The following is a 21,433-nucleotide window of genomic DNA, read 5'->3' on the forward strand; positions in this document are numbered from 1 at the left end:
GGACATGTTAGCAGGACGCATCGGGAGGAATTTCGATGCGCCATCTGCTTGCCCTGTTGCTCGCCCTTTCGTCGGTCTCGGCGGCCGCGCAGCAGGTCGGAACGCTCGTGTCCGCCGATCCCGTTGCCGAGACGCCGCCCGGCGTGCAGGCCTGGCGCGTGCGATACTGGACCAGCAGTCAGGACAGCCAGCGGCAGGAGGTGACGGGGATGGTCGTCGCGCCGCGCGAGGCGATGCCGGCACAGCCGCGCCACGTCATCGCCTGGACGCACGGCACGTGGGGCGTCGCCGAGAAATGCGCGCCGTCGATCAGTCCCGATTTCTTTACCGCGACGCCGATGGTCGAGGCAATGATCGCCCGCGGTTATGTGGTGGTCGCGCCCGACTATCCCGGGCTCGGCGGCGCAATGCCTCACCCCTATCTGGTGGGCGGGGATACCGCCCATTCCGTACTCGACGCGGTGCGCGCTGCGAGAGGGATATCGGCTGCGGCCGCCGGTACCAGTTTTGCAGTCTGGGGCGAATCGCAGGGTGGACATGCAGCGCTGTGGACCGCCAGCTCGACGCACCGCTACGCGCCCGATCTGAGGCTCGTCGGGACTGCCGCCGCGGTGCCGCCGACGGACCTTGCCGCCAACATGCGGCAGGCGAGCGACGCCAACGCCCGTGCGCTGCTCCTCGCTTTTACGCTGCATAGCTGGTCCGAACGCTTCGGCTATTCGCTCGACGGGTTCACGAACAAGGCGACGCAGGGCGTCATCCACCGCCTCGCCGAAAACAATTGCATCGCGCTCGATCAGAAGCCGAAACTCGGGACGATCCTCGGTATTCTCGCGGTACGGCAGGCGATCGAGAAGAAGGACGTGACGCGGATGGAGCCGTTCGCCGCGACGATGCGTGCCAACAGCGTCGAACCCGCGAGCATTCCGGGACCGCTGCTGATCGCGGTTGGCACCAAGGACACGCTGGTCGCGCCGGCGGTGACGCGGCGCTTCGCGAGGGCGGTTTGCAAGCATCGCACCCCGGTGCGCTGGATCGAGATTCCAGGCGGTGGCCACATCGACGGCGCGCGCGGCGCGCGGATCGGCGAGACTCTGGACTGGATCGATGCGCGTTTTGCCGGGCAGGCGGCGCCCGACGATTGCGGGCGGTTCTAGCGGAAAGCGTCGGGATCGACCCGGTCGTTGCCGAACCAGGCGGCGGTGTCGGGGCGGAACAGCATGTAGGTCGCCGCGCCGTACAGCGCATAGATGACGAGATTTGCGGCCAGAGCGAGCCCCTTGGGCGACAGGGGGTTGTTGAGGCTGGTCAGGAAGAACACCAGACCCAGCACGTAAAGAACGACTTGAATCCATTTGGCGATCTTGCTTCGCCGACGGGAAATAAAATACCAGATGATCAGGTTGATCGCCATGCCGACCGCGAATGTCCCGATCAGGAAACCCGGCCCCATACCGAGAGCCGATGCCTCAGGCGTGCTGGCGAAGAGGGCCGATGTTTCACTCCATCGATAGGCAAAGGCGGCAATGCCCAGGACGATCGCCGCCAGAAACAGGCGATCGAACAACAGGATGGATTTCGGTTTCGTCATCGTCTCCCCCTCTTCCTTCATTCGCGTCCGTCAATCCACCCAGTCGAGCCCCATGTCGCGGTAAACACCGCGATCCTCGTCCCAGTTTTCCTTGACCTTGACGTGCAGGAACAGGTGGACCTTGCGCCCCATCAGTTCGGCGAGTTCGGCGCGGGCGCGGGCGCCGATTTCCTTGATCCGGCTGCCGCCCTTGCCGAGCACGATCGCACGCTGGTTGTCGCGCGCGACGAAGATCTGCTGGTGGATTTCGGCGCTGCCGTCGGGGCGCGTCTTGAACAGCTCGGTCTCGACGGTCGATTGATAGGGCAATTCCTCGTGGAGTTGGCGATAGAGCTGCTCGCGGGTGATCTCGGCTGCGAGCATGCGCTCGGGGGCGTCGCTGACCTCGTCCTCTGGGAAATGCCACGGCCCCTCGGGCATCAGCGCGGCGAGATGCGCCTTGAGTTCGGGCACGCCGTCGCCGTTGCTCGCGGCGATGAAGAAAGTCTCGTCGAACGCGACCCTGGCGTTGATCTCGGTCGCGATGGTGAGGAGCTTGTCCTTGCGGGTCAGGTCGACCTTGTTGAGCACCAGATATTTCTTCTCGGGCCGGTTCGCGATGCCTTCGAGGACGCGCTCGACGCGCCCCGTCAGCTTCGCGGCAGCGTCGACCATGACGAGGATCGCCTCGGCCTCCTCAAGGCTGCTCCAGGCGGCGGCGACCATCGCGCGATCGAGCCGGCGGGTCGGCGCGAAGATGCCCGGCGTGTCGATCAGGATGATCTGCGCCTCGCCCGCCATCGCGACGCCCATCAGCCGGGTGCGCGTCGTCTGCGCCTTGGGGCTGACGATCGCGACCTTCTGGCCGACGAGCGCGTTGACGAGGGTCGATTTGCCCGCATTGGGGGCGCCGACGACGGCGACGAAGCCGCACCGCTGGGTCATGTCCGGTCTTCCTCCGCGAGCCGCGCGAGCAGCGCCGCCGCCGCGACCTTTTCGGCCGCTTGTTTCGATGCGCCTTCGCCCTCGGCTTCGGCGAGCTTGCCGATACTCACCGCGACGCGAAAGCGCGGTGCATGGTCGGGACCTTCGCGGCGGACGAGGCGATATTCGGGGGGGCGGCGCTTGCGCGCGAGCGCCCATTCCTGGAGCGCCGCCTTCGGATGCTTGGGCGCCGCGAGTTGCCCTTCGATCATGTCGCCCCAGTTGCGGGTGATGAAGGCGCGTGCGGCCTCTTCGCCCCGGTCGAGCCACAGCGCGCCGATCAGCGCCTCGACCACGTCGGCGGCGATATTGTCGCTCTGTCGCCCACCGTCGCCGATCGCCTGCGCGCCGAACCGGACATGGGCGCTGAGGTCGAGGTTCCGCGCGATCCGCGCGCAGGTCTCGCCAGAGGCGAGCGCGTGAAGGCGCGACGACAGCTCACCCTCCGCCGCCTTGGGAAAGCGGCGGAAGAGTTCGGAAGCGATGACCAGCCCCAGCACGCGGTCGCCGAGGAATTCGAGCCGCTGATAATCGCCCGCGCCGCTGCTGCCATGGGTCAGGGCTTCGCGATAGAGGGCCAGGTTGCGGGGACTTTCGCCGGTCAGGGCAGCGATCGTCTCCGCCGAGACGCCGTCGTTCAAAAGCCGTCCCCGATACGTTCCCAGCGCGCCGCGGTGAACCAGCTTATCGGGTTGAACCAGCTCGCCGAACCATCGGTCGAGAACATGCCGACGAGCGCATGGCCGACGAGATTCTTCTGCGGAACCGCGCCGCCCAGCCCGCCTTCCTCCATCGGCACGCGGCTGTCGGCGCTGCGGTCGCGATTGTCGCCCATCAGGAAGACGCTGCCTTCGGGGACCGTATAGGGTGCGGTGTTGTCGACCGGCAGGTCCTTGATGTCGAGCACGGCATAGCTCTTGCCGTTCGGCATGGTTTCCTTGAATTGCTTGTAGCGGCACTGGCGCTGGCCGTTGGCGCCGATCTCCTCGAACTGGATCTCATAGCAGGGCAGCGAATTGTTGGCGCGCGCCGCGTCAATCATGTTCGGGGTCACGGGGATGACGAAATCGGCCATCGGCTCGCGCTTCAGCGGCTTGCCGTTGATCCACACGATGCCGCCGCGCACCTGAATCGTGTCGCCGGGCAGGCCGATCACGCGCTTGATCCAGTCGTCCTTGTTCTGCGGCGGTGCCTTGAAGACGACGACGTCGCCGCGCTCGGGCGTGCGCGCGAAGATGTGGCCGGGGATCAGCGGGATGCTGAACGGCAGGCTGTATTTCGAATAGCCATAGGCCATCTTGTTGACGAGCAGATAGTCGCCGATCAGCAGCCGCGGCTGCATCGATTCCGAGGGAATGTTGAACGGCGACAGAAAGAAGCTGCGAAAGATCAGCACCGCGACCGCGAGCAGCGCGAGAAAGCGGATCGTGTCGACCGCTTCTTCCTTGGCGGAGACAGGGGCCGGGGTGGGTGAGGTATCGGCGGTTGCGCTGGCGTCGGTCATGCGCGGCATTGGCGACGAATAGGTCTGCACGTCAAGCAAATATCGGCGGACGACGCTGGCATGGGCGCGGCGGCTGGCTTATGGAAGAACCCGCATTTCAACCCCGTTCGTGTCGAGCGAAGTCGAGATGCCCATCGGCCTCGCGCCATTCTGATGGGCATCCCGACTTCGCTCGATGCGAACGGAAATCAGAGGAAATCCGATGACCATCGCCGCTGAAGCCTGGCAGGCGCTCGCCGACTGGCAGCCGCAAAAGCTGACCGATCTGGTCGTCGCCGATCCCGATGCGCGGCTGCAGGCGCTGGTGCGCCGCGTCGCCGACATCCGTTTCGATTTCGCCAAGACACATCTCGACGCGCGCGCGGTCGCGATCCTGTCGGATATCGCTGCGGCGCAGGATTTCGCGGGACGGCGCAAGACGCTCTTTTCGGGTGGCCTTGCCAATCCGACCGAAGGGCGCGCCGCCGAACACAGCGCCGAGCGCGGCGAGGGCGCGCCCGAGTCGGTCCACCGCGCGCAGGCGCTGCACCAGAGAATGCGGATGCTGGTCGATGCGATCGAGGCGGGGGCGTTCGGTGAGATCCGCCACCTGCTCCATATCGGCATCGGCGGCTCGGCGCTTGGCCCCGACCTGCTCGTCGATGCGCTCGGGCGGCACGATCGCCGTTATGACGTCGCGGTGGTCTCCAACGTCGACGGCGCGGCGCTCAGCGAAGCGATTGCCAAATTCAGCCCGGAGCACACACTTGTCGCGGTGGCGTCGAAGACCTTCACGACCACCGAGACGCTGCTCAACGCGGCCTCGGCGCTGCAATGGCTCGAGGAGGCGGGGGTCGAGGACCCGACCGGGCGCTTCATCGCGCTGACCGCCAACCCCGACAAGGCGATGGAGTGGGGAGTCGACGAGACGCGCATCCTGCCGTTCAACGAGACGGTCGGCGGACGCTATTCGCTGTGGTCGTCGATCGGCTTTCCCGCGGCACTCGCGCTCGGCTGGGACGCCTTCGCCGACCTGCTGGAGGGCGCGGCCGAGATGGACCGGCATTTCCGCCTCGCCGAGGGTGCCGACAATATCTGCCTGCTCGCGGCCTTTGCCGACCAGCTCTACGCGAACCGGCTCGATTGCCAGACGCGCGCGGTGTTCGCCTATGACGAGCGGCTGCGGCTGCTCCCCGCCTATCTTCAGCAGCTCGAAATGGAATCGAACGGCAAGGGGGTGACGCTGGACGGTGCGCCGCTGGATTGCGCCAGCGCCGCGATCACCTGGGGCGGCGTCGGCACCGACGCGCAGCACGCGGTGTTCCAGCTCCTCCATCAGGGCACGCACCTGACGCCGGTCGAATTCGTGGTTGCGCGCGAGCCCGATCATCTGCTCGATGACGCGCATCATGAAACGCTGGTCGCCAACTGCATCGCGCAGGGCGCGGCGCTGATGGCAGGCCGGGCGAGTGAGGACGGCGCGCGCCATTACCCCGGCGACCGGCCGTCGACGACCATCCTGCTCGACCAGGTCAGCCCGCGCAGCCTCGGCGCGCTGATCGCTTTCTACGAGCATCGCGTCTTCGCCAATGCCGTGCTGCTCGGCATCAATCCCTTCGACCAGTTCGGGGTCGAGCTGGGCAAGGAAATGGCAAAGGGTCTCGCTGAAGGAACGGTGGCGTTCGATCCCGCGACGCAGGCGTTGATGCACGCGGCGCTCGGCGAATAGCCTATCGTGTCATTGCGAGGAGCATAGCGACGAAGCAATCTCCAGCTACCGGCCTGCGCAGGCCGTAGCTGGAGATTGCTTCGCTTCGCTCGCAACGGCGTGATGTTTTATGCTGATCGCAAAATTCGATTGGCAAGCCGGCGCCGTCCACCCACATAGGCGCCAGCCAATCATTCCAGCGCGGGGGCTCTTCCATGTCCGAATTCGACTATGATCTGTTCGTCATCGGCGCCGGGTCGGGCGGGGTGCGCGCCAGCCGTGTCGCGGCCTCGCACGGCGCGCGCGTCGCGGTGGCGGAGGAACATCGGGTCGGCGGCACCTGCGTCATCCGCGGCTGCGTGCCCAAGAAGCTGCTCGTCTATGGCGCCCATTTCGCGGAGGATATTCACGACGCCCGCCAGTTCGGCTGGGACGTGCCCGACTGCCGCTTCGACTGGACGCGGCTGCGCGACAATGTGCTCGCGGAGGTCGCGCGGCTCGAGGGCCTCTACGGCCAGACGCTCGACAATCACAAGGTCACCGTGTTCAAGACGCGCGCGACCGTGATCGGCCCGCAGGCGGTCCGCCTCGCCGACGGGCAGGAATTGACCGCCGAGCGCATATTGATCGCGACCGGCGGCTGGCCCTTCGTGCCGGACTTTCCGGGCAGCGAACATGCGATCACCTCGAATGAGGTCTTTCACCTCGACGCCCTGCCGAAGCGGATCGTGATCGCGGGCGGCGGCTATATCGCCAACGAGTTCGCCGGCATCTTCAACGAGTTCGGCAGCAAGGTGACGATCGTCAACCGCGGTGACGCGATATTGCGCGGCTATGACGAGCAGATTCGCGACCGGCTGCTGCAGATTTCGATGACCAAGGGCATCGAATTCCGCTTCAACGCGCCTTTTCAGTCGATCGAGAAACAGGAGGACGGCTCGCTGCTCGTCCACCTCGACAATTGCGAGCCGATCCCCGCCGACGCAGTGCTGGTGGCGACCGGCCGCGTACCGAACACCAAGGGGCTAGGGCTCGAGGAGATCGGGATCGAACTCGACAAGCATGGCGCGGTCAAGGTCGACGAGACCAACCAGTCATCGGTGCCGAGCATCTACGCGGTCGGCGACGTCACCAATCGCATCCAGCTTACCCCCGTCGCGATCCGCGAAGGGCAGGCCTTTGCCGACAGCGTCTTCGGCGGCAGGCCGACTGTCGTCGATTATGTCAACGTGCCGAGCGCGGTGTTCAGCCATCCGCCGATCGGTGCGGTCGGGATGACCGAGGCAGAGGCGCGCAACAAGCTCGGCTCTATCCGCGTCTATACGAGCGATTTCCGCGCGATGAAGAATGTCCTCGCGGGGCGCAACGAGCGCGCGCTCTACAAGATGGTGGTCAACGAGGCGACCGACCAGGTCGTCGGTCTCCACCTGATCGGGCCGGACGCGCCCGAAATCTTGCAGGCGGCGGCGGTGGCGGTGAAGGCGGGATTGAGCAAGGCCGATTTCGACGCGACGGTCGCGCTGCACCCGAGCATGGCCGAAGAGCTGGTGTTGCTGAAATAGCCGTTCGTCGCCCCCGCGAAGGCGGGGGCCGCTGGAGGTTTACGCTTTCATCGCGGGGCAAGGCCGACAGCGGCCCCCGTCTTCGCGGGGGCGACGGTTTTTTACCCGATCCGATACGGCACCACGTCCCGGCGATCGGGGTCCACCAAAATCGGCCGGTCGCTCGGCGGAAAGGCGCGCTGGTCGCAATCGTCGCGCGGGCAGATGCGGCACGACGGGCCGATGCGTGCCGCCGCCTGTGGGGCGTCGACATCTACGCCATCGGCATAGACGAAATCGCCCGCATATTGCGCCTCGCACCCCAGCGCGACGGCGTAGCGGCGCGGAGCGCGGGCGTAGCTGCCCGATGGTTTCACCAGCCCCTTCGCCATCGAGACGTAGCGCAGGCCGTCGGGCGTCTCGGCGAGCTGGAACAGGATGCGGTCGGGGATCGCCGCGGCCTCGTGGACGATCCACAAGGGGCAGGCGCCGCCGAAGCGGGCGAATTGCAGCCGCGTCGCGCTGTGCCGCTTGGTGATGTTGCCCGCCATGTCGACGCGGCAGAAGAACATCGGGATGCCGCGCGCGCCGGGACGCTGGAGCGTCGAGAGGCGATGGCACGCCTGTTCGAAGCTGACCCCATAGTCGAGACGCAGCCGGTCGATGTCGTGGCGCACCGCGCGCGCGCTGGCGCGGAAGGGCGCGTAAGGCATCAGCACCGCGCCAGCGGCATAGTTGGCGAGCCCTACGTGGAGAAGCTGGCGCGCCGCGGCGGTGCGCAGCGGCGAGGCCTCGACCACCGCCGCGATCTCGTTTGCCAATGCCAGCGCGGCAAGCTGGTGCGCGAGCTGGAATCGGCGGCTTTCGGGCGGCTGCGACGGATCGATCACCAGATGGCGCATCGTCGCGTCGAAGTCGCGCAAGGTCTGCGACTGCTGATAGACGATCGAGATGCCCAGCGCCTCGCGCAGCCGCCGCTCGATCGCCTCGATGGCGGGCGAAGGGGCGCCGCCGCGCAGGCCGTTCGCCAGTTCCTCGGCGGCGCGGTCGATGCTGTCGACGTAATTGCCCGCATCGTGGAACCAGTCGCGGACCTCCTCCCACGGCAGGCGGCTGCCCTCGGCGGTACCGCCGGTCAGCGCCTCGTCGATGATCTGGAGCCGCTGTCCGGCGCGGCGATAGGCGGCGTGGAGCGCGACGAACTGGTCGGCGAGCTGCGGCTGCTGGAGCGCGGCGCGTTCGAGCTGGTCTGGCGCGATGGGCGCGGCGGCGAACAGCGGATCGGCGGCGGCCTCGCGCAGCGCGCCGGCGCGCCGGGCGCCCGCATCGGCGGCGACCTCTTCCCATTCGAGCGGGAACAGCCGTTGCAGTCGGCCGAGCAGCGCCGGGGTCAGCGGGCGGTCGTCATGCTCGATCTGGCTGAGATAGGAGGCCGAGATGCCGAGCTGCGTGGCGAAGTCGGCCTGGCGGAGGGCGCGGGCGGCCCGAAGTTGGCGAAGTTGCCGCCCAGCGTAGAGTCGGGTCTGGACCATCGGCGGCAGCCTAATTTGCAAAAATGGACTTTGCAACTTTGCAAATTCACATTTGAACTGGCGCGCGCGAACGGGCAGGGCGATGTCTTCGAACTTCGTGGAGAGCCGCATGTCCGCCAATATCACCGAAATGGAACGCCGCCGCGCCGCCGCCGCGCTGGGGGGCGGGCAGAAGCGCATCGACGCGCAGCACGCCAAGGGCAAGCTGACCGCGCGCGAGCGGCTCGACGTGCTGCTCGACGAGGGCTCGTTCGAGGAGCTCGATACCTATGTCGAGCATGACTGCGTCGATTTCGGCATGCAGGACCAACGGATTCCCGGGGATGGCGTCGTCACCGGGTCGGGCACGATCAACGGCCGCCTCGTCTATGTCTTCAGCCAGGATTTCACCGTCTTCGGCGGCTCGCTGTCGAAGCGCCATGCCGAAAAGATCTGCAAGGTCATGGACAAGGCGCTGCTGGTCGGCGCGCCGGTCATCGGCCTGAACGACAGCGGCGGCGCGCGCATCCAGGAAGGCGTCGCCTCGCTCGGCGGCTATGCCGACGTGTTTCAGCGCAACGTGCTGGCGTCGGGCGTGGTGCCGCAGATCAGCCTGATCATGGGCCCCTGCGCGGGCGGCGCAGTTTACAGCCCGGCGATGACCGACTTCATCTTCATGGTGAAGGACAGCAGTTATATGTTCGTCACCGGCCCCGATGTTGTCAAAACCGTCACCAACGAGGTCGTGACGCAGGAGGAACTGGGCGGCGCGATCACCCACACGACCAAAAGCTCGGTGGCCGACCTGGCGTTCGAGAACGACATCGAGGCGCTGCTCAGCGTCCGCGATTTCTTCGACTATCTGCCCGAGAACAACCGCAGCGGTGTTCCCGTGCGCCCGACGAGCGACCCCTATGACCGCGCCGAGGAAAGCCTCGACACGCTGATCCCGCCCAATGCGAACCAGCCCTATGACATGCACGAGTTGATCCGCAAGACGGTCGACGAGGGCGATTTCTTCGAGGTGCAGCCGGCGCACGCGGGCAATATCATCTGCGGTTTCGGCCGCATCGAGGGGCGCACGATCGGCATCGTCGCGAACCAGCCACTCGTGCTCGCGGGGGTGCTCGACATCAATTCGTCGAAGAAGGCGGCGCGCTTCGTCCGCTTCTGCGACGCGTTCGAGATTCCGATCGTCACCTTCGTCGACGTCCCCGGCTTTCTGCCCGGCACCGCGCAGGAATATAATGGCATCATCAAGCATGGCGCAAAGCTGCTCTTCGCCTATGCCGAGGCGACGGTGCCCAAGATCACGGTCATCACGCGCAAGGCCTATGGCGGCGCCTATGACGTGATGGCGTCGAAGCATCTGCGCGGCGATCTGAACTATGCCTGGCCGACCGCCGAGATCGCGGTGATGGGCGCGAAGGGCGCGGTCGAGATCATCTTCCGCGCCGACATCGGCGACCCCGAAAAGATCGCGCAGCGCACGAAGGAATATGAGGACCGCTTCGCCAACCCCTTCGTCGCGGCGTCGCGGGGCTATATCGACGAGGTCATCCACCCGCATAACACGCGCAAGCGGATCGCGCTGGGGCTACGGAAGCTGCGGAACAAGCAGCTCGAAAATCCGTGGAAGAAGCATGACAATATTCCGCTTTAGCTTTCGTCATCCCGGAGTCGATCCGGGGTCCAGCTATGCGAGCTTGCAAAGCGGGGTGCCGGATCAAGTCCGGCATGACGAAGTTGGTGAGTTCGATTTCCGGACAGGGCCGGAGGTTAGGGCGGCACGCGGTCAGGCTACTGCGATGGTCTTGATTTTCCAATGAGGTTTGAAAATGCGTAAGTCCCTTTTCACTCTCCTGACAGTTTCCGCGTTGCTGGCTTCGTCCGTGGCGTCGGCGTTCGACCCCGACACGCCGGTCGGCGATTCCGAGCCCGCTTTCCCGATCACGCTCGGGAGCGACGAGGACACGACGATCGACCTCGCGTTCCGCGCCGCCTTCGGCCTCGCCAGGGACGCGGAGGTCGAGGCGGTGCGGGAGATCGACGGGCGCAGCTATCATTTCCGTCCTGCCACGATCCATCTGCTGCCGAACAATGTCGGCGTGCTGCTGAGCCTCGGCGGGTTCGACGAAGCAGGGCATGGCGACGGCGGGATCAACGCGATCCACTATCTGCAGGCGGGGCCGACCGGCTGGACGCTGAAGGGCGAGTGGCTGAAGCTCGGTTCGGTCGGCACTGTCGGCAATGCCGCGACGGCGTGGGGCTTCAGCGACGCGCTGGGCAAGAACCCCTATCTCGTCACCTCGGGCGGTGGCGTGTGGCAGGGCTGCGCGATCGGTTTCGCGACGGTGACCGAACTGACCCCCGACGGGCCGGTCGACCGCGGCAGCTTCACCGACGGCATGAGCTCGGGCGCGGGCCTGGGTCAGAGCGAGCAGGATTATGAGGGACGGATCGTCGCGGCGGTCCCCGACAAGAGCTTTACCGTCGCCTACACCGGCACGCGGTCGTTCAAGCAGCAATATGTGCTGAAGGACGGCAAATATGCGCTGATCGGCAAGGATCAGGTTCCGGGTTGCTGAGGAGAGAGAGATGAAACTAGGCCGCCTCAACCATATCGGCGTCGCAACACCGTCGATCGCCGACAGCATCGTCTTTTACCGCGACGTGATGGGCGCGACGACGATTCATGAGCCGTTCGACCTGCCCGATCAGGGGGTGAAAGTGTGCTTCGTCGACACGCCGGGCGAAGGCGGGACGAACGGGACGCAGATCGAGCTGATCGAGCCGCTTCCCGGCAACACCTCCATCGCGGGTTTTCTGGAGAAGAACCCGGCGGGCGGGCAGCATCATATGTGCTACGAAGTTCCCGACATCCACGCCGCCAAGGCCGCGTTCGAGGCGCTGGGCAAGCGGGTGCTGGGGGAACCCAGGATCGGGGCGCATGGGACGCTGATCTTCTTCGTCCATCCGCGCGACATGGGCGGGGTGCTGACCGAGATCATGGAGACGCCGAAGGGGGCGCACTGACTTTTCCGCCCTCGCCCCTTCAGGGGAGAGGCGCGAGACCTGGGTCCGCGCAGCGGGCCCTAGTCGCAGCGGAGAGGGGAGGCCCCCTCTCCAACTTCGGCTAGCCGGCAGGCCGGCAAGCCTTCGTATCCTCTCCCCTGAAGGGGAGAGGGCATGGGAATAGAGACTGTTATGACCGACAAACCCACCCTCGACCAATGGGCCGCCGCCGCCGACAAGGAGGTGAAGGGCAAGGACCTGAGCTGGCACACGCCCGAGGGGATCGACGTCAAGCCGCTCTACACGGCGGAAGACGTCCGGACCGACCCCGGCCTCCCCGGCTTCGCCCCCTTCACGCGCGGGGTGCGCGCGTCGATGTACACCGGGCGGCCGTGGACGATCCGGCAATATGCGGGCTTTTCGACCGCCGAGGAATCGAACGCCTTTTATCGCCGCAACCTCGCCGCCGGGCAGAAGGGCCTGAGCGTCGCCTTCGATCTCGCGACCCACCGCGGCTATGACAGCGACCACCCGCGCGTCGTCGGCGACGTGGGGAAGGCGGGGGTCGCGATCGACAGCGTCGAGGATATGAAGATATTGTTCGACGGCATCCCGCTCGACCAGATGTCGGTGTCGATGACCATGAACGGCGCGGTGATCCCGATCCTCGCTTTCTTCATCGTCGCGGGCGAGGAGCAGGGGGTCGAGCGCAAATTGCTCGACGGGACCATCCAGAACGACATCCTCAAGGAGTTCATGGTTCGCAACACCTATATCTACCCGCCCGAGCCCTCGATGCGGATCATCAGCGACATTTTCGGCTATACGTCGCGCGAGATGCCCAAGTTCAACAGCATCTCGATCTCCGGCTATCATATGCAGGAGGCGGGGGCGACGCAGGTGCAGGAGCTGGCCTTCACCATCGCCGACGGCATCGAATATGTGAAATATGGCGTCGCCAGCGGCCTCGACATCGACAAGTTCGCCGGGCGCCTGTCCTTCTTTTTCGCGATCGGCATGAATTTTTTCATGGAGGCGGCGAAGCTGCGCGCGGCGCGGGTGCTGTGGCACCGCGCGATGACGAAGCTGGGGGCGCAGTCCGAACGCTCGAAGATGCTGCGCACCCATTGCCAGACCAGCGGCGTGTCGCTGACCGAGCAGGACCCCTATAACAATGTCGTCCGCACGACGATCGAGGCGATGGCGGCGATGCTCGGCGGAACGCAGAGCCTGCATACCAACGCGCTCGACGAGGCGATCGCGCTGCCGACCGATTTCTCGGCGCGTATCGCCCGCAACACGCAGATCATCATCCAGGAAGAGACCGGCATGACCAATGTCGTCGATCCGCTGGGTGGGTCTTATTATGTCGAGGCGCTGACGCAGGAACTGGTCGACGCGGCGCAGGCGATCATCGACCGCGTCGAGGCCGAAGGCGGCATGGCGAAGGCGGTCGCGGCGGGCTGGCCGAAGGCGATGATCGAGGAAGCCGCCGCGGCGCGGCAGGCGCGCGTCGACCGCGGCGACGACGTGATCGTCGGGGTGAACAAATATCGCCTGAAGGACGAGGACCTGCTCGAAACGCTGGAGGTCGACAATACGAAGGTCCGCGAGGCGCAGGTCGCGCGCTTGGGCAAGGTGAAGGCGGCCCGCGACGAGGCGGCGTGCCGCGCGGCGCTCGATGCGTTGCGGGCGGCGGCGGCGGCGCCGCAGTCGATCGAGACCAATTTGCTTGCCCACGCGGTCGAAGCGGCGCGCGCGCGCGCGACGCTGGGCGAGATTTCGTCGGCGATGGAAGAGGCCTTCGACCGCTATGCGACGGTGCCAACGCCGGTGAAGGGCGTCTATGCCGCGCCCTATCAGGACGACAGCCGCTGGGCGCAGGTCGTCGACGGGGTCAAGGCGGTCGAGCGCCGGCTGGGCCGCGCGCCCAAGCTGCTGATCGCCAAGATGGGGCAGGACGGGCACGACCGCGGCGCCAACGTCATCGCCTCGGCCTTCAGCGACATGGGTTTCGACGTGGTGTCGGGGCCGCTGTTCCAGACGCCGGAGGAGACGGTGGTGCTCGCGCTCGACAGCGGGGTCGACGCGGTCGGCGCGTCGAGCCTCGCCGCCGGGCACAAGACGCTGATCCCCGAACTCATCAAGGGACTGAAGGAAGCCGGGCGCGGCGACATCAAGGTCATCGCGGGGGGCGTCATCCCGCCGCAGGACTATGATTATCTGCGCGACGCCGGAGTGCAGGGCATCTATGGCCCCGGATCGAACGTGGTCGAATGCGCCGCCGACGTGCTGCGCCTGCTCGGCCACAATATGCCGCCACTGGAGGATGCCGCATGACTGAGATGAAGCCCGAAACGCTGACCGTTCACGCCGGGACCGCGCCCGACCCGACGACCAAGGCACGGATCACGCCGATCTATCAGACCTCGTCCTATGTCTTCGACAGCGTCGAACATGCCTCGCGGCTGTTCAACCTGGAAGAATTCGGGAATATCTACACCCGGATCATGAACCCGACCAACGGCGCGCTCGAGGGCAAGATCGCGGCGCTCGAAGGCGGGCAGGCCGCGCTGGCGGTGGCATCGGGCCACGCGGCGCAGTTCCTGTCGTTCCACACGCTGATGGAGCCGGGCTGCGAGATCGTCGCGGCGCGCAAGCTTTATGGCGGGTCGCAGAACCAGCTCGGCCAGAGCTTTCGCAAGATGGCGTGGACGACGCATTTCGTCGACGCCGACGATGCCGGCAACGTCGCCGCCGCGATCAGCGACAAGACGCGCGCGGTCTTCATCGAAAGCCTCGCCAACCCCGGCGGGGTCGTGCAGGATATCGAGGCGATCGCCAAGGTCGCGCACGATGCCGGCGTACCGTTGATCGTCGACAACACGATGGCGACGCCGATGCTGTGCCGCCCGATCGAGCATGGCGCCGACATCGTCGTTCATTCGACGACCAAATTTTTGAACGGCCATGGCAATGCGATCGGCGGGGTGATCGTCGATGCGGGGAGCTTCGACTGGGCGAAGGGCGGGCGCTATCCGACGCTCAGCGAGCCCAACGCCTCCTATCACGGGATCAAGTTCACCGAGGCCTTCGGGCCGCTCGCCTTCATCCTCGCCGCGCGGACGCTGGGGCTGCGCGACCTGGGGCCGGCGCTCGCGCCGATGAACGCCTTCCTCGCGCTCACCGGCATGGAAACGCTGGCGCTGCGGATGGAGCGGCATTGCAGCAACGCGCTGGCGCTCGCCAAGTGGCTGAAGGCGCATCCCAAGATCGATTGGGTGTCCTATGCGGGGCTGGAGGACGACCCCTATCATCCGCTCGCGCAGCGCTATCTCGGCGGCAAGGGTGGGGCGGTGTTCACCTTCGGGCTCAAGGGCGGCTATGACGCTGGCGTCGCGCTGGTGTCGTCGGTCAAGATGTTCAGTCACCTTGCGAACCTCGGCGACACCCGTTCGCTCATCATCCATCCCGCCTCGACCACGCACAGCCAGTTGTCCGAGGCCGAGCTGGTCGAAACCGGCGCCGGCCCCGACGTGGTGCGGGTGTCGGTGGGGATCGAACATATCGACGACATCATCGCCGACCTGGCGCAGGCATTGGAGGCCATCGCATGACCGAGACCCGCAACGACTGGACGCGCGACGAGATCGCCGAACTGTTCGACCTGCCGTTCGACGAGCTGATGTGGGAGGCGCAGGGCGTCCACCGCCGCCATCATGCGCGCGGCGAGGTGCAGCTTTGCACCTTGCTCAGCATCAAGACCGGCGGCTGCGCCGAGGACTGCGGCTATTGCTCGCAGTCGGCGCACGCCGACACGGGGCTGAAAGCGACCAAGCTGATGGACGTGCGCGCGGTGCTGCAAGCGGCGGCCGAGGCGAAGGATGCGGGCTCGCAGCGCTTCTGCATGGGCGCGGCGTGGCGCAACCCCAAGGACCGCGACATGCCCGTGATCGTCGAGATGATCGAGGGCGTGCGCCAGATGGGCATGGAAACCTGCATGACGCTGGGGATGCTCACGAAGGAGCAGGCGCAGACGCTCGCCGTCGCGGGGCTCGACTATTACAACCACAATATCGACACGAGCCCGGAGAATTACGCGAATATCATCTCGACGCGGACGTTTCAGGACCGGCTCGACACGCTGGAGGAAGTGCGCGCGGCGGGGATCAACGTCTGTTCGGGCGGGATCGTCGGCATGGGCGAGACGCGCGCCGACCGCGTGGGCTTCATCCACGCGCTCGCAACCTTGCCCGAGCATCCGGGCAGCGTGCCGGTCAACGCGCTGATCCCGATCAAGGGCACCGTGCTCGGCGATATGCTGGCGGACACCCCGCTCGCCGAGATCGACGACATCGAATTCGTCCGCACCGTCGCGGTCGCGCGCATCACCATGCCCAAGAGCATGGTCCGCCTGTCGGCGGGGCGCGAGAGCATGTCGGAAGCGACGCAGGCGCTCTGCTTCATGGCGGGCGCGAACAGCATCTTCACCGGCGACAAGCTGCTCACCACCGGCAACCGCGGCGACAGCGCCGACGCGGCGCTGTTCGCGAAGCTGGGGTTGCGACCGATGGTGAGCGAAGAGCCGATGCGGATGGAGGCGGCGGAGTGAAAGTTTCCCCTCCTGCTCGCGGGAGGGGTTAGGGGAGGGCCTGTTCCCTCTGAAACCATATCGAATTTCGCAAACGGGACAGGCCCTCCCCCGGCCCCTCCCGCAAGCGGGAGGGGAGTGAAGCGTGTTCAAGAAAATTCTGATCGCCAACCGCGGCGAAATCGCCTGTCGCGTCATCAAGACCGCGCGCCGCATGGGCATCGCGACCGTCGCCGTCTATTCGGACGCCGACGCGCGCGCGCCCTTCGTGCGGATGGCCGACGAGGCGGTGCATATCGGGCCGTCGCCGGCGTCGGAATCCTATCTGATCGCCGACAGGATCATCGAGGCGTGCAAGGCGACGGGGGCCGAGGCGGTGCATCCGGGCTATGGTTTCCTGTCGGAGCGCACCAGCTTCGCCGAGGCGCTGGCGAAGGAGAATATCGCCTTCATCGGCCCGCCGGTGAACGCGATCGCCGCGATGGGCGACAAGATCGAGTCGAAGAAGCTCGCCAAGGAAGCGGGCGTCAACGTCGTCCCCGGCTTCGTCGGCGAAATTCGCGACACCGACCATGCGGTCGAGATTTCGAACGAAATCGGCTATCCGGTGATGATGAAGGCCAGCGCCGGCGGCGGCGGCAAGGGCATGCGCCTCGCCTATGACGAGAAGGACGTCCGCGAGGGCTTCGAGAGCGTCAAGCGCGAGGGGCTGAACAGCTTCGGCGACGACCGGGTGTTCATCGAGAAATTCATCCTCAATCCGCGCCATATCGAGATCCAGATCCTCGGCGACCAGCACGGCAACATCCTCTATCTCAACGAACGCGAATGCAGCATCCAGCGCCGCCACCAGAAGGTGGTCGAGGAAGCGCCGTCGCCCTTCGTGACCGAAAAGATGCGGAAAGCGATGGGCGAGCAGTGCGTCGCGCTGTCGAAGGCGGTCGGCTATTACAGCGCGGGCACGGTCGAACTGATCGTCTCGGGCGCCGACCCGACGGGCGAGAGCTTCTATTTCCTCGAAATGAACACGCGGCTTCAGGTCGAGCATCCGGTGACCGAGGCGATCACCGGCGTCGACCTGGTCGAACAGATGATCCGCGTCGCGGCGGGCGAGAAGCTCACCATGACGCAGGACGATGTGAAGATAGACGGCTGGGCGATCGAGAACCGCGTCTATGCCGAGGATCCCTATCGCGGCTTCCTGCCCTCGACCGGGCGCCTGACGCGCTACCAGCCGCCGGTGCCGGGCTGGACCGACGACGGCGAGGAGAATGGCCGTCGCGGCGTCGACGGCGTGCGCGTCGACGACGGCGTCTATGACGGCGGCGAGGTGTCGATCTTCTACGACCCGATGATCGCGAAGCTCATCACCTGGGGCAAAACGCGCGACGATGCGGCCGACCTGCAGGTCGCGGCGCTCGACCGCTTCGAACTGGAAGGGCTCGGCCACAATATCGACTTCCTGTCGGCGATCATGCAGCATCCGCGCTTCCGCTCGGGCGAACTGACGACCGGCTTTATCGCAGAGGAATATCCCGAAGGCTTCACGGGCGCCGACACCGGCGCGGACGTCGAGCGCGCGCTCGCCGCGATCGCGGGCTTCATGGCGAGCGCCGAGGCCGACCGCGCGCGCCGCGTCGACGGCCAGCTCGGCGACAGGCTGGGGCCGCCCGCGAAATGGCAGGTCGCGCTCGGCGATGCCGCGCACAAGGTGAAGGTGGGCGCGAAGCACATCAAGGTCGACGGCGAAAAGGTCGATATCGCGCTCGAATATACGCCGGGCGACAGGCTGATCGTCGCCGAGATCGACGGCAGCGAGCTGGCGGTGAAGGTCGCGAAGACGCGCACCGGCTGGCGCATGACGACGCGCGGGCGCATCCACGACGTGCGCGTGCTGCCCCGGCATGTCGCGCCGCTGCAGGCGCACATGATCGAGAAGATTCCGCCCGACCTGTCGAAATTCCTCATCTGCCCGATGCCGGGCCTGCTCGTCGCGCTGCACGTTGGCGAGGGCGACGCGGTCGAGGCGGGCCAGCCGCTCGCGACGGTCGAGGCGATGAAGATGGAGAATATCCTGCGCGCCGAAAAGGCGGGCACGGTGAAGAGCGTCAATGCGGCGCAGGGCAACAGTCTGGCGGTCGATGCGGTGATATTGGAGCTGGAGTAAGTCCTATAGGGTCAGGACCCATTAATTCCACGTTCGAGGCGTCGAAATGGCGAAGATATCGTGTTCGGGCGGGGGCAGCGGGTAGCATCGCTACCCGCAAGGTCGCGCGGGCCCGAGATCGAAGCTATTTCGGCGTCGTTTCGCGATTTGACCGATTTTGCCCATGGCTTCGTCGAAAAGCCTTGAAATATATTCATATTCCTACGCCTTTCCTCCTCGCCCTGTGCAAAATCGCTTCAAACCTCAAGCGCGGAATTAATGGGTCCTGACCCTAAACCCGTTCGCCCTGAGCTTGTCGAAGCACCGTCCTTTTCTTCTCGCAAGGAGAAGGAAAAGAACGGTGCTTCGACAAGCTCAGCACGAACGGAGTTTGGTCAGGCACTGACAGGCTCACCGCCCATCAACCGCTTCGCCAAAAACAGCTTGAACAGCAGAAAGGCGACCAGCCCGACCGCGGCGGTGGCGACGTGGAACAGCCAGAAGCTGGTCGTCGGCATCGACGAATACCAGCCGCCGACCGTGCCGACGATATAATTGGCCGCGAAGAAGGCGAGATAATAGATGCCGATGATCGTCGCGTTGAGCCGCGCGGGGGCAAGGCGGCTGAACAGCGCGAGGCTGACCGGCAGGATGTGCGCGAAGCCGATGCTGTTGAAGAGATGGAAGAGGATCGGCCACATCAGCCCGATCTTCCCATCACCTTGCGTCGCCGCGGCCATGACGAGGCACAGCCCGCCGCCGATGGTGAAAAAGCTGCCGATGATCATCTTGCCGAGCTCGTCGGGTTCGCGCCGCTTGCGGCCGTACCAGGCGTAGAAGGCGGTGACCGCGACGAGCATCGAGAAGCTCATCCCCGCGTCGATCGAGATCATCCAGCTTGTCGGGATCGTCGTGCCGAAGAAGGTGAGCTGGAAATGCTGGTCGGCCCAGACGAGATAGGCGTTGAAGATTTCCTGGTTGGTGAGCAGCGAAATCGCGAGCACGGGCACGAGGATGACCACCGCGGCGATGCGCAGCCAGTCCTGCCGGCTGAGCGGCTCGCTCGGCTTCGTCGCGCCGGCGGCTTTCGACGGCCGATTGTCCTTCGGCAGCCACGGCCCGGCCATGATGTAGAGGACCAGCCCCAGCACCATCACGATCCCGGCGGTCCCGAAACCCCAGTGCCAGCTCACCTTCTCGCCGAGCGTGCCGGCGATCAGCGGCGCGACGATCACGCTGACGTTGATCGCGATGTAGAAGATCTGGAACGCCATCGCGCGGCGGATATCGTCGGGCTTGTAGAGCTCGCCGACCTGGCTCGCGATATTGCCCTTGAACAGCCCGACCCCGACGATCAGCGCGAGCAGCGCGAAGAGGAAGCTGCCTTCGAACGCCATCAGGAAATGGCCGAGCGCCATGATGAGACCGCCCGCGATCAGCGTCGCGCGGCGCCCGAGCCAGCGGTCGGCGATCAGCCCGCCCGCGATCGGGGTCAGATAGACGAGCGCGGTATAATCGCCGAAGATGCGCGACGCGAGCGGCTGGCCGTCGAGGCCGTAGACGCTCTTGACCCAATCGAGCCCGATCACGCCGCCTGCATGCTGGGGCAGCAGCAGATAATTGACCATGTAGAGCACGAGCAGAGTCTGCATCGAATAATAGGAGAAACGCTCGCACCCCTCGACGAAGGCGAGATAGCCGAGCCCCTTGGGGTGGCCGAGGAAGGCGCGGTCGGATGGATGCTCGATGGCGTCGATATCGATTTCGGGCGTCGCCTCGGCCACGGTCATCGTCTGTTCCTCCCCCGCTGTTCTGCGTTGGGGGGACGCTAATGTTTCAGATGAAACTTTCCAGCGGCAATCGACGAACGGCGGGGGAGACGAAACAATCGCATTCGGTGGCTTGTTGTCATGTCCTGCGTGATCCCCGGCGAACTTGATCCGGGGTTCCGCTGGATGCCGAAACCGGTCGATGCCTTGAAAAAGCGGGATCCCGGATCAAGCCCGGGATGACGAAGGGAAAAAAGCGATGGCCGTTCCCCGCTCCGGTGCCGGCTCCACCCTGCCGATCACTCCACCAGCGCCACCGCCCGTATCCACCCCGCGCTCGCGCGCTCGATCTTCACCGGGAAGCAGCTCAGCGTCCAGCCGGTGGCGGGGAGGGCGGCGAGATTGGTCAGCTTCTCGATCTGGTAATAGGGCCGGATGCGTCCCGCCTTGTGCCCTTCCCAGATGATCGAGGGATCGCGCGTCTCTGCCCAGCGCCGCGCGGTATGGCTGAACGGCGCGTCCCAGCTCCACGCATCGGTGCCGACGACCTGCACGCCGCGTTCGGTCAGGTAGAGCGTCGCCTCGGCGCCCATGCCGCAGCCCTGGTCGGTGAAATGATCGGTGCCATAGACCGCACCCGACTGGACGAGCACGATGTCGAAGGGCTGGAGCGCATGGCCGATGCGCGCCAGCTCCGCCTCGACCTCGGCCGCGCTCACGACGTGGCCCGCGGGGCGGTCCGAGAAATCGAGCTTCACTCCAGGGCGGAAGAACAGGTCGAGCGGCGCCTCGTCGATGCTCGGCGCGGGGCTGGCGCCGCTGTCGGTCGTCGAATGGAAATGCCACGGCGCGTCCATATGGGTGCCGTTGTGGGTGGACAGGGTGACGCTCTCCACCGCCCAGCCTTCGCCGTCGGGCAGGTCGTCCCGGGTCAGGCCGGGAAAGAACATCGCGATCTGTTCCCACGTATTTTCGTGGGTCATGTAGGTGACCTGCGGGCGCATCACCGGCGGGTCGGAGACGACATGGTTGGTGATCGGGATCGAGAGGTCGATGAAGCGGGTCATGGCGGCGATGCTGCCCCCACGCGCCCGCTTGTGCAAGGCGGAACAGCG

At 65.9% G+C, this 21,433-nt stretch carries 17 protein-coding genes; 10 read left to right on the top strand and 7 right to left on the bottom strand.

Annotation, left to right across the window (positions count from 1 at the left end; translation table 11 throughout):
- Positions 1 to 35 precede the first annotated feature (35 nt).
- A complete protein-coding gene (locus FHR21_RS11260; RefSeq protein ID WP_184098275.1) occupies positions 36 to 1,157 on the top strand; it encodes an alpha/beta fold hydrolase in 1,122 nt (373 codons plus the stop codon).
- Here FHR21_RS11260 and FHR21_RS11265 read toward each other — a convergent pair.
- From FHR21_RS11265 to lepB, 4 genes are read right to left on the bottom strand one after another with little or no spacing between them, the layout of a single operon-like run.
- Positions 1,154 to 1,591 carry a hypothetical protein gene (locus FHR21_RS11265; RefSeq protein WP_184098277.1) on the bottom strand — a complete coding sequence of 146 codons (438 nt, stop codon included), beginning with the start codon at positions 1,589 to 1,591 and terminating at the stop codon, positions 1,154 to 1,156. The two genes, FHR21_RS11260 and FHR21_RS11265, sit on opposite strands and share 4 nt — an antisense overlap.
- Before the next feature lie 30 nt (positions 1,592 to 1,621).
- A complete protein-coding gene (gene era, locus FHR21_RS11270; protein WP_184098279.1) occupies positions 1,622 to 2,515 on the bottom strand; it encodes a GTPase Era in 894 nt (297 codons plus the stop codon).
- Positions 2,512 to 3,195, bottom strand: a complete 684-nt coding sequence (gene rnc / locus FHR21_RS11275; RefSeq protein WP_184098281.1) for a ribonuclease III — start codon at positions 3,193 to 3,195, stop codon at positions 2,512 to 2,514. The genes era and rnc overlap by 4 nt, the downstream gene beginning before the upstream one ends.
- Complete coding sequence (gene lepB / locus FHR21_RS11280) at positions 3,192 to 4,058, bottom strand: signal peptidase I (RefSeq protein ID WP_184098283.1); 867 nt, start codon at positions 4,056 to 4,058, stop codon at positions 3,192 to 3,194. Before lepB ends, rnc begins: the two co-directional genes overlap by 4 nt.
- Positions 4,059 to 4,260: 202 nt before the next feature.
- Between lepB and pgi the strand changes: the two genes are divergently transcribed.
- Complete coding sequence (gene pgi / locus FHR21_RS11285) at positions 4,261 to 5,766, top strand: glucose-6-phosphate isomerase (RefSeq protein ID WP_184098284.1); 1,506 nt, start codon at positions 4,261 to 4,263, stop codon at positions 5,764 to 5,766.
- A 194-nt stretch (positions 5,767 to 5,960) separates the two neighbouring features.
- Positions 5,961 to 7,307, top strand: a complete 1,347-nt coding sequence (gor, locus tag FHR21_RS11290) for a glutathione-disulfide reductase (protein WP_184098286.1) — start codon at positions 5,961 to 5,963, stop codon at positions 7,305 to 7,307.
- Between the two features lie 101 nt (positions 7,308 to 7,408).
- Here the strand turns inward: gor and FHR21_RS11295 are convergent, their stop codons facing one another.
- Positions 7,409 to 8,818 (bottom strand): helix-turn-helix domain-containing protein, encoded by a 1,410-nt coding sequence (locus tag FHR21_RS11295; protein ID WP_184098288.1) that lies wholly within the window; start codon positions 8,816 to 8,818, stop codon positions 7,409 to 7,411.
- 109 nt (positions 8,819 to 8,927) lie between these two features.
- Between FHR21_RS11295 and FHR21_RS11300 the strand changes: the two genes are divergently transcribed.
- The 7 genes from FHR21_RS11300 to FHR21_RS11330 all read left to right on the top strand — a co-directional run bounded on the left by FHR21_RS11300 (position 8,928) and on the right by FHR21_RS11330 (position 18,570).
- The gene (locus FHR21_RS11300; RefSeq protein WP_184098291.1) at positions 8,928 to 10,460 is read left to right on the top strand and encodes an acyl-CoA carboxylase subunit beta; all 1,533 of its coding nucleotides are present in this window, start codon (positions 8,928 to 8,930) and stop codon (positions 10,458 to 10,460) included.
- A gap of 175 nt (positions 10,461 to 10,635) precedes the next feature.
- A complete protein-coding gene (locus tag FHR21_RS11305; protein ID WP_184098293.1) occupies positions 10,636 to 11,385 on the top strand; it encodes a hypothetical protein in 750 nt (249 codons plus the stop codon).
- Positions 11,386 to 11,395: 10 nt separating this feature from the next.
- Complete coding sequence (gene mce, locus FHR21_RS11310; protein WP_184098295.1) at positions 11,396 to 11,833, top strand: methylmalonyl-CoA epimerase; 438 nt, start codon at positions 11,396 to 11,398, stop codon at positions 11,831 to 11,833.
- Positions 11,834 to 12,004: 171 nt separating this feature from the next.
- Entirely contained in the window at positions 12,005 to 14,152 is a 2,148-nt protein-coding gene (scpA, locus tag FHR21_RS11315) for a methylmalonyl-CoA mutase (protein ID WP_184098297.1), read from the top strand.
- Positions 14,149 to 15,429, top strand: coding sequence for an O-acetylhomoserine aminocarboxypropyltransferase (locus tag FHR21_RS11320; RefSeq protein ID WP_184098299.1), 1,281 nt, complete (start codon positions 14,149 to 14,151; stop codon positions 15,427 to 15,429). The genes scpA and FHR21_RS11320 overlap by 4 nt, the downstream gene beginning before the upstream one ends.
- Positions 15,426 to 16,424, top strand: coding sequence for a biotin synthase BioB (gene bioB, locus FHR21_RS11325; protein WP_184098301.1), 999 nt, complete (start codon positions 15,426 to 15,428; stop codon positions 16,422 to 16,424). The genes FHR21_RS11320 and bioB overlap by 4 nt, the downstream gene beginning before the upstream one ends.
- Before the next feature lie 124 nt (positions 16,425 to 16,548).
- Entirely contained in the window at positions 16,549 to 18,570 is a 2,022-nt protein-coding gene (locus FHR21_RS11330; protein WP_184098303.1) for an ATP-binding protein, read from the top strand.
- A gap of 374 nt (positions 18,571 to 18,944) precedes the next feature.
- On the opposite strand, the gene FHR21_RS11335 is transcribed toward FHR21_RS11330, so the two are convergent.
- Positions 18,945 to 20,339 (bottom strand): peptide MFS transporter, encoded by a 1,395-nt coding sequence (locus FHR21_RS11335; RefSeq protein ID WP_184098305.1) that lies wholly within the window; start codon positions 20,337 to 20,339, stop codon positions 18,945 to 18,947.
- Between the two features lie 278 nt (positions 20,340 to 20,617).
- A complete protein-coding gene (locus tag FHR21_RS11340; RefSeq protein WP_184098307.1) occupies positions 20,618 to 21,385 on the bottom strand; it encodes a cyclase family protein in 768 nt (255 codons plus the stop codon).
- Between the last annotated feature and the right edge of the window lie 48 nt (positions 21,386 to 21,433).

The organism is Sphingopyxis panaciterrulae (assembly GCF_014199295.1).
In the GTDB taxonomy this organism is placed as follows: Bacteria; Pseudomonadota; Alphaproteobacteria; order Sphingomonadales; family Sphingomonadaceae; genus Sphingopyxis; species Sphingopyxis panaciterrulae.

Coding starts and splice junctions, on each gene's coding strand:
- FHR21_RS11260 (WP_184098275.1), top strand. CDS start 36: ATGCGCCATCTGCTTGCCCTGTTGCTCGCCCTTTCGTCGGTCTCGGCG.
- FHR21_RS11265 (WP_184098277.1), bottom strand. CDS start 1,591: ATGACGAAACCGAAATCCATCCTGTTGTTCGATCGCCTGTTTCTGGCG.
- era (WP_184098279.1), bottom strand. CDS start 2,515: ATGACCCAGCGGTGCGGCTTCGTCGCCGTCGTCGGCGCCCCCAATGCG.
- lepB (WP_184098283.1), bottom strand. CDS start 4,058: ATGACCGACGCCAGCGCAACCGCCGATACCTCACCCACCCCGGCCCCT.
- pgi (WP_184098284.1), top strand. CDS start 4,261: ATGACCATCGCCGCTGAAGCCTGGCAGGCGCTCGCCGACTGGCAGCCG.
- gor (WP_184098286.1), top strand. CDS start 5,961: ATGTCCGAATTCGACTATGATCTGTTCGTCATCGGCGCCGGGTCGGGC.
- FHR21_RS11295 (WP_184098288.1), bottom strand. CDS start 8,818: ATGGTCCAGACCCGACTCTACGCTGGGCGGCAACTTCGCCAACTTCGG.
- FHR21_RS11300 (WP_184098291.1), top strand. CDS start 8,928: ATGTCCGCCAATATCACCGAAATGGAACGCCGCCGCGCCGCCGCCGCG.
- FHR21_RS11305 (WP_184098293.1), top strand. CDS start 10,636: ATGCGTAAGTCCCTTTTCACTCTCCTGACAGTTTCCGCGTTGCTGGCT.
- mce (WP_184098295.1), top strand. CDS start 11,396: ATGAAACTAGGCCGCCTCAACCATATCGGCGTCGCAACACCGTCGATC.
- scpA (WP_184098297.1), top strand. CDS start 12,005: ATGACCGACAAACCCACCCTCGACCAATGGGCCGCCGCCGCCGACAAG.
- FHR21_RS11320 (WP_184098299.1), top strand. CDS start 14,149: ATGACTGAGATGAAGCCCGAAACGCTGACCGTTCACGCCGGGACCGCG.
- bioB (WP_184098301.1), top strand. CDS start 15,426: ATGACCGAGACCCGCAACGACTGGACGCGCGACGAGATCGCCGAACTG.
- FHR21_RS11335 (WP_184098305.1), bottom strand. CDS start 20,339: ATGACCGTGGCCGAGGCGACGCCCGAAATCGATATCGACGCCATCGAG.
- FHR21_RS11340 (WP_184098307.1), bottom strand. CDS start 21,385: ATGACCCGCTTCATCGACCTCTCGATCCCGATCACCAACCATGTCGTC.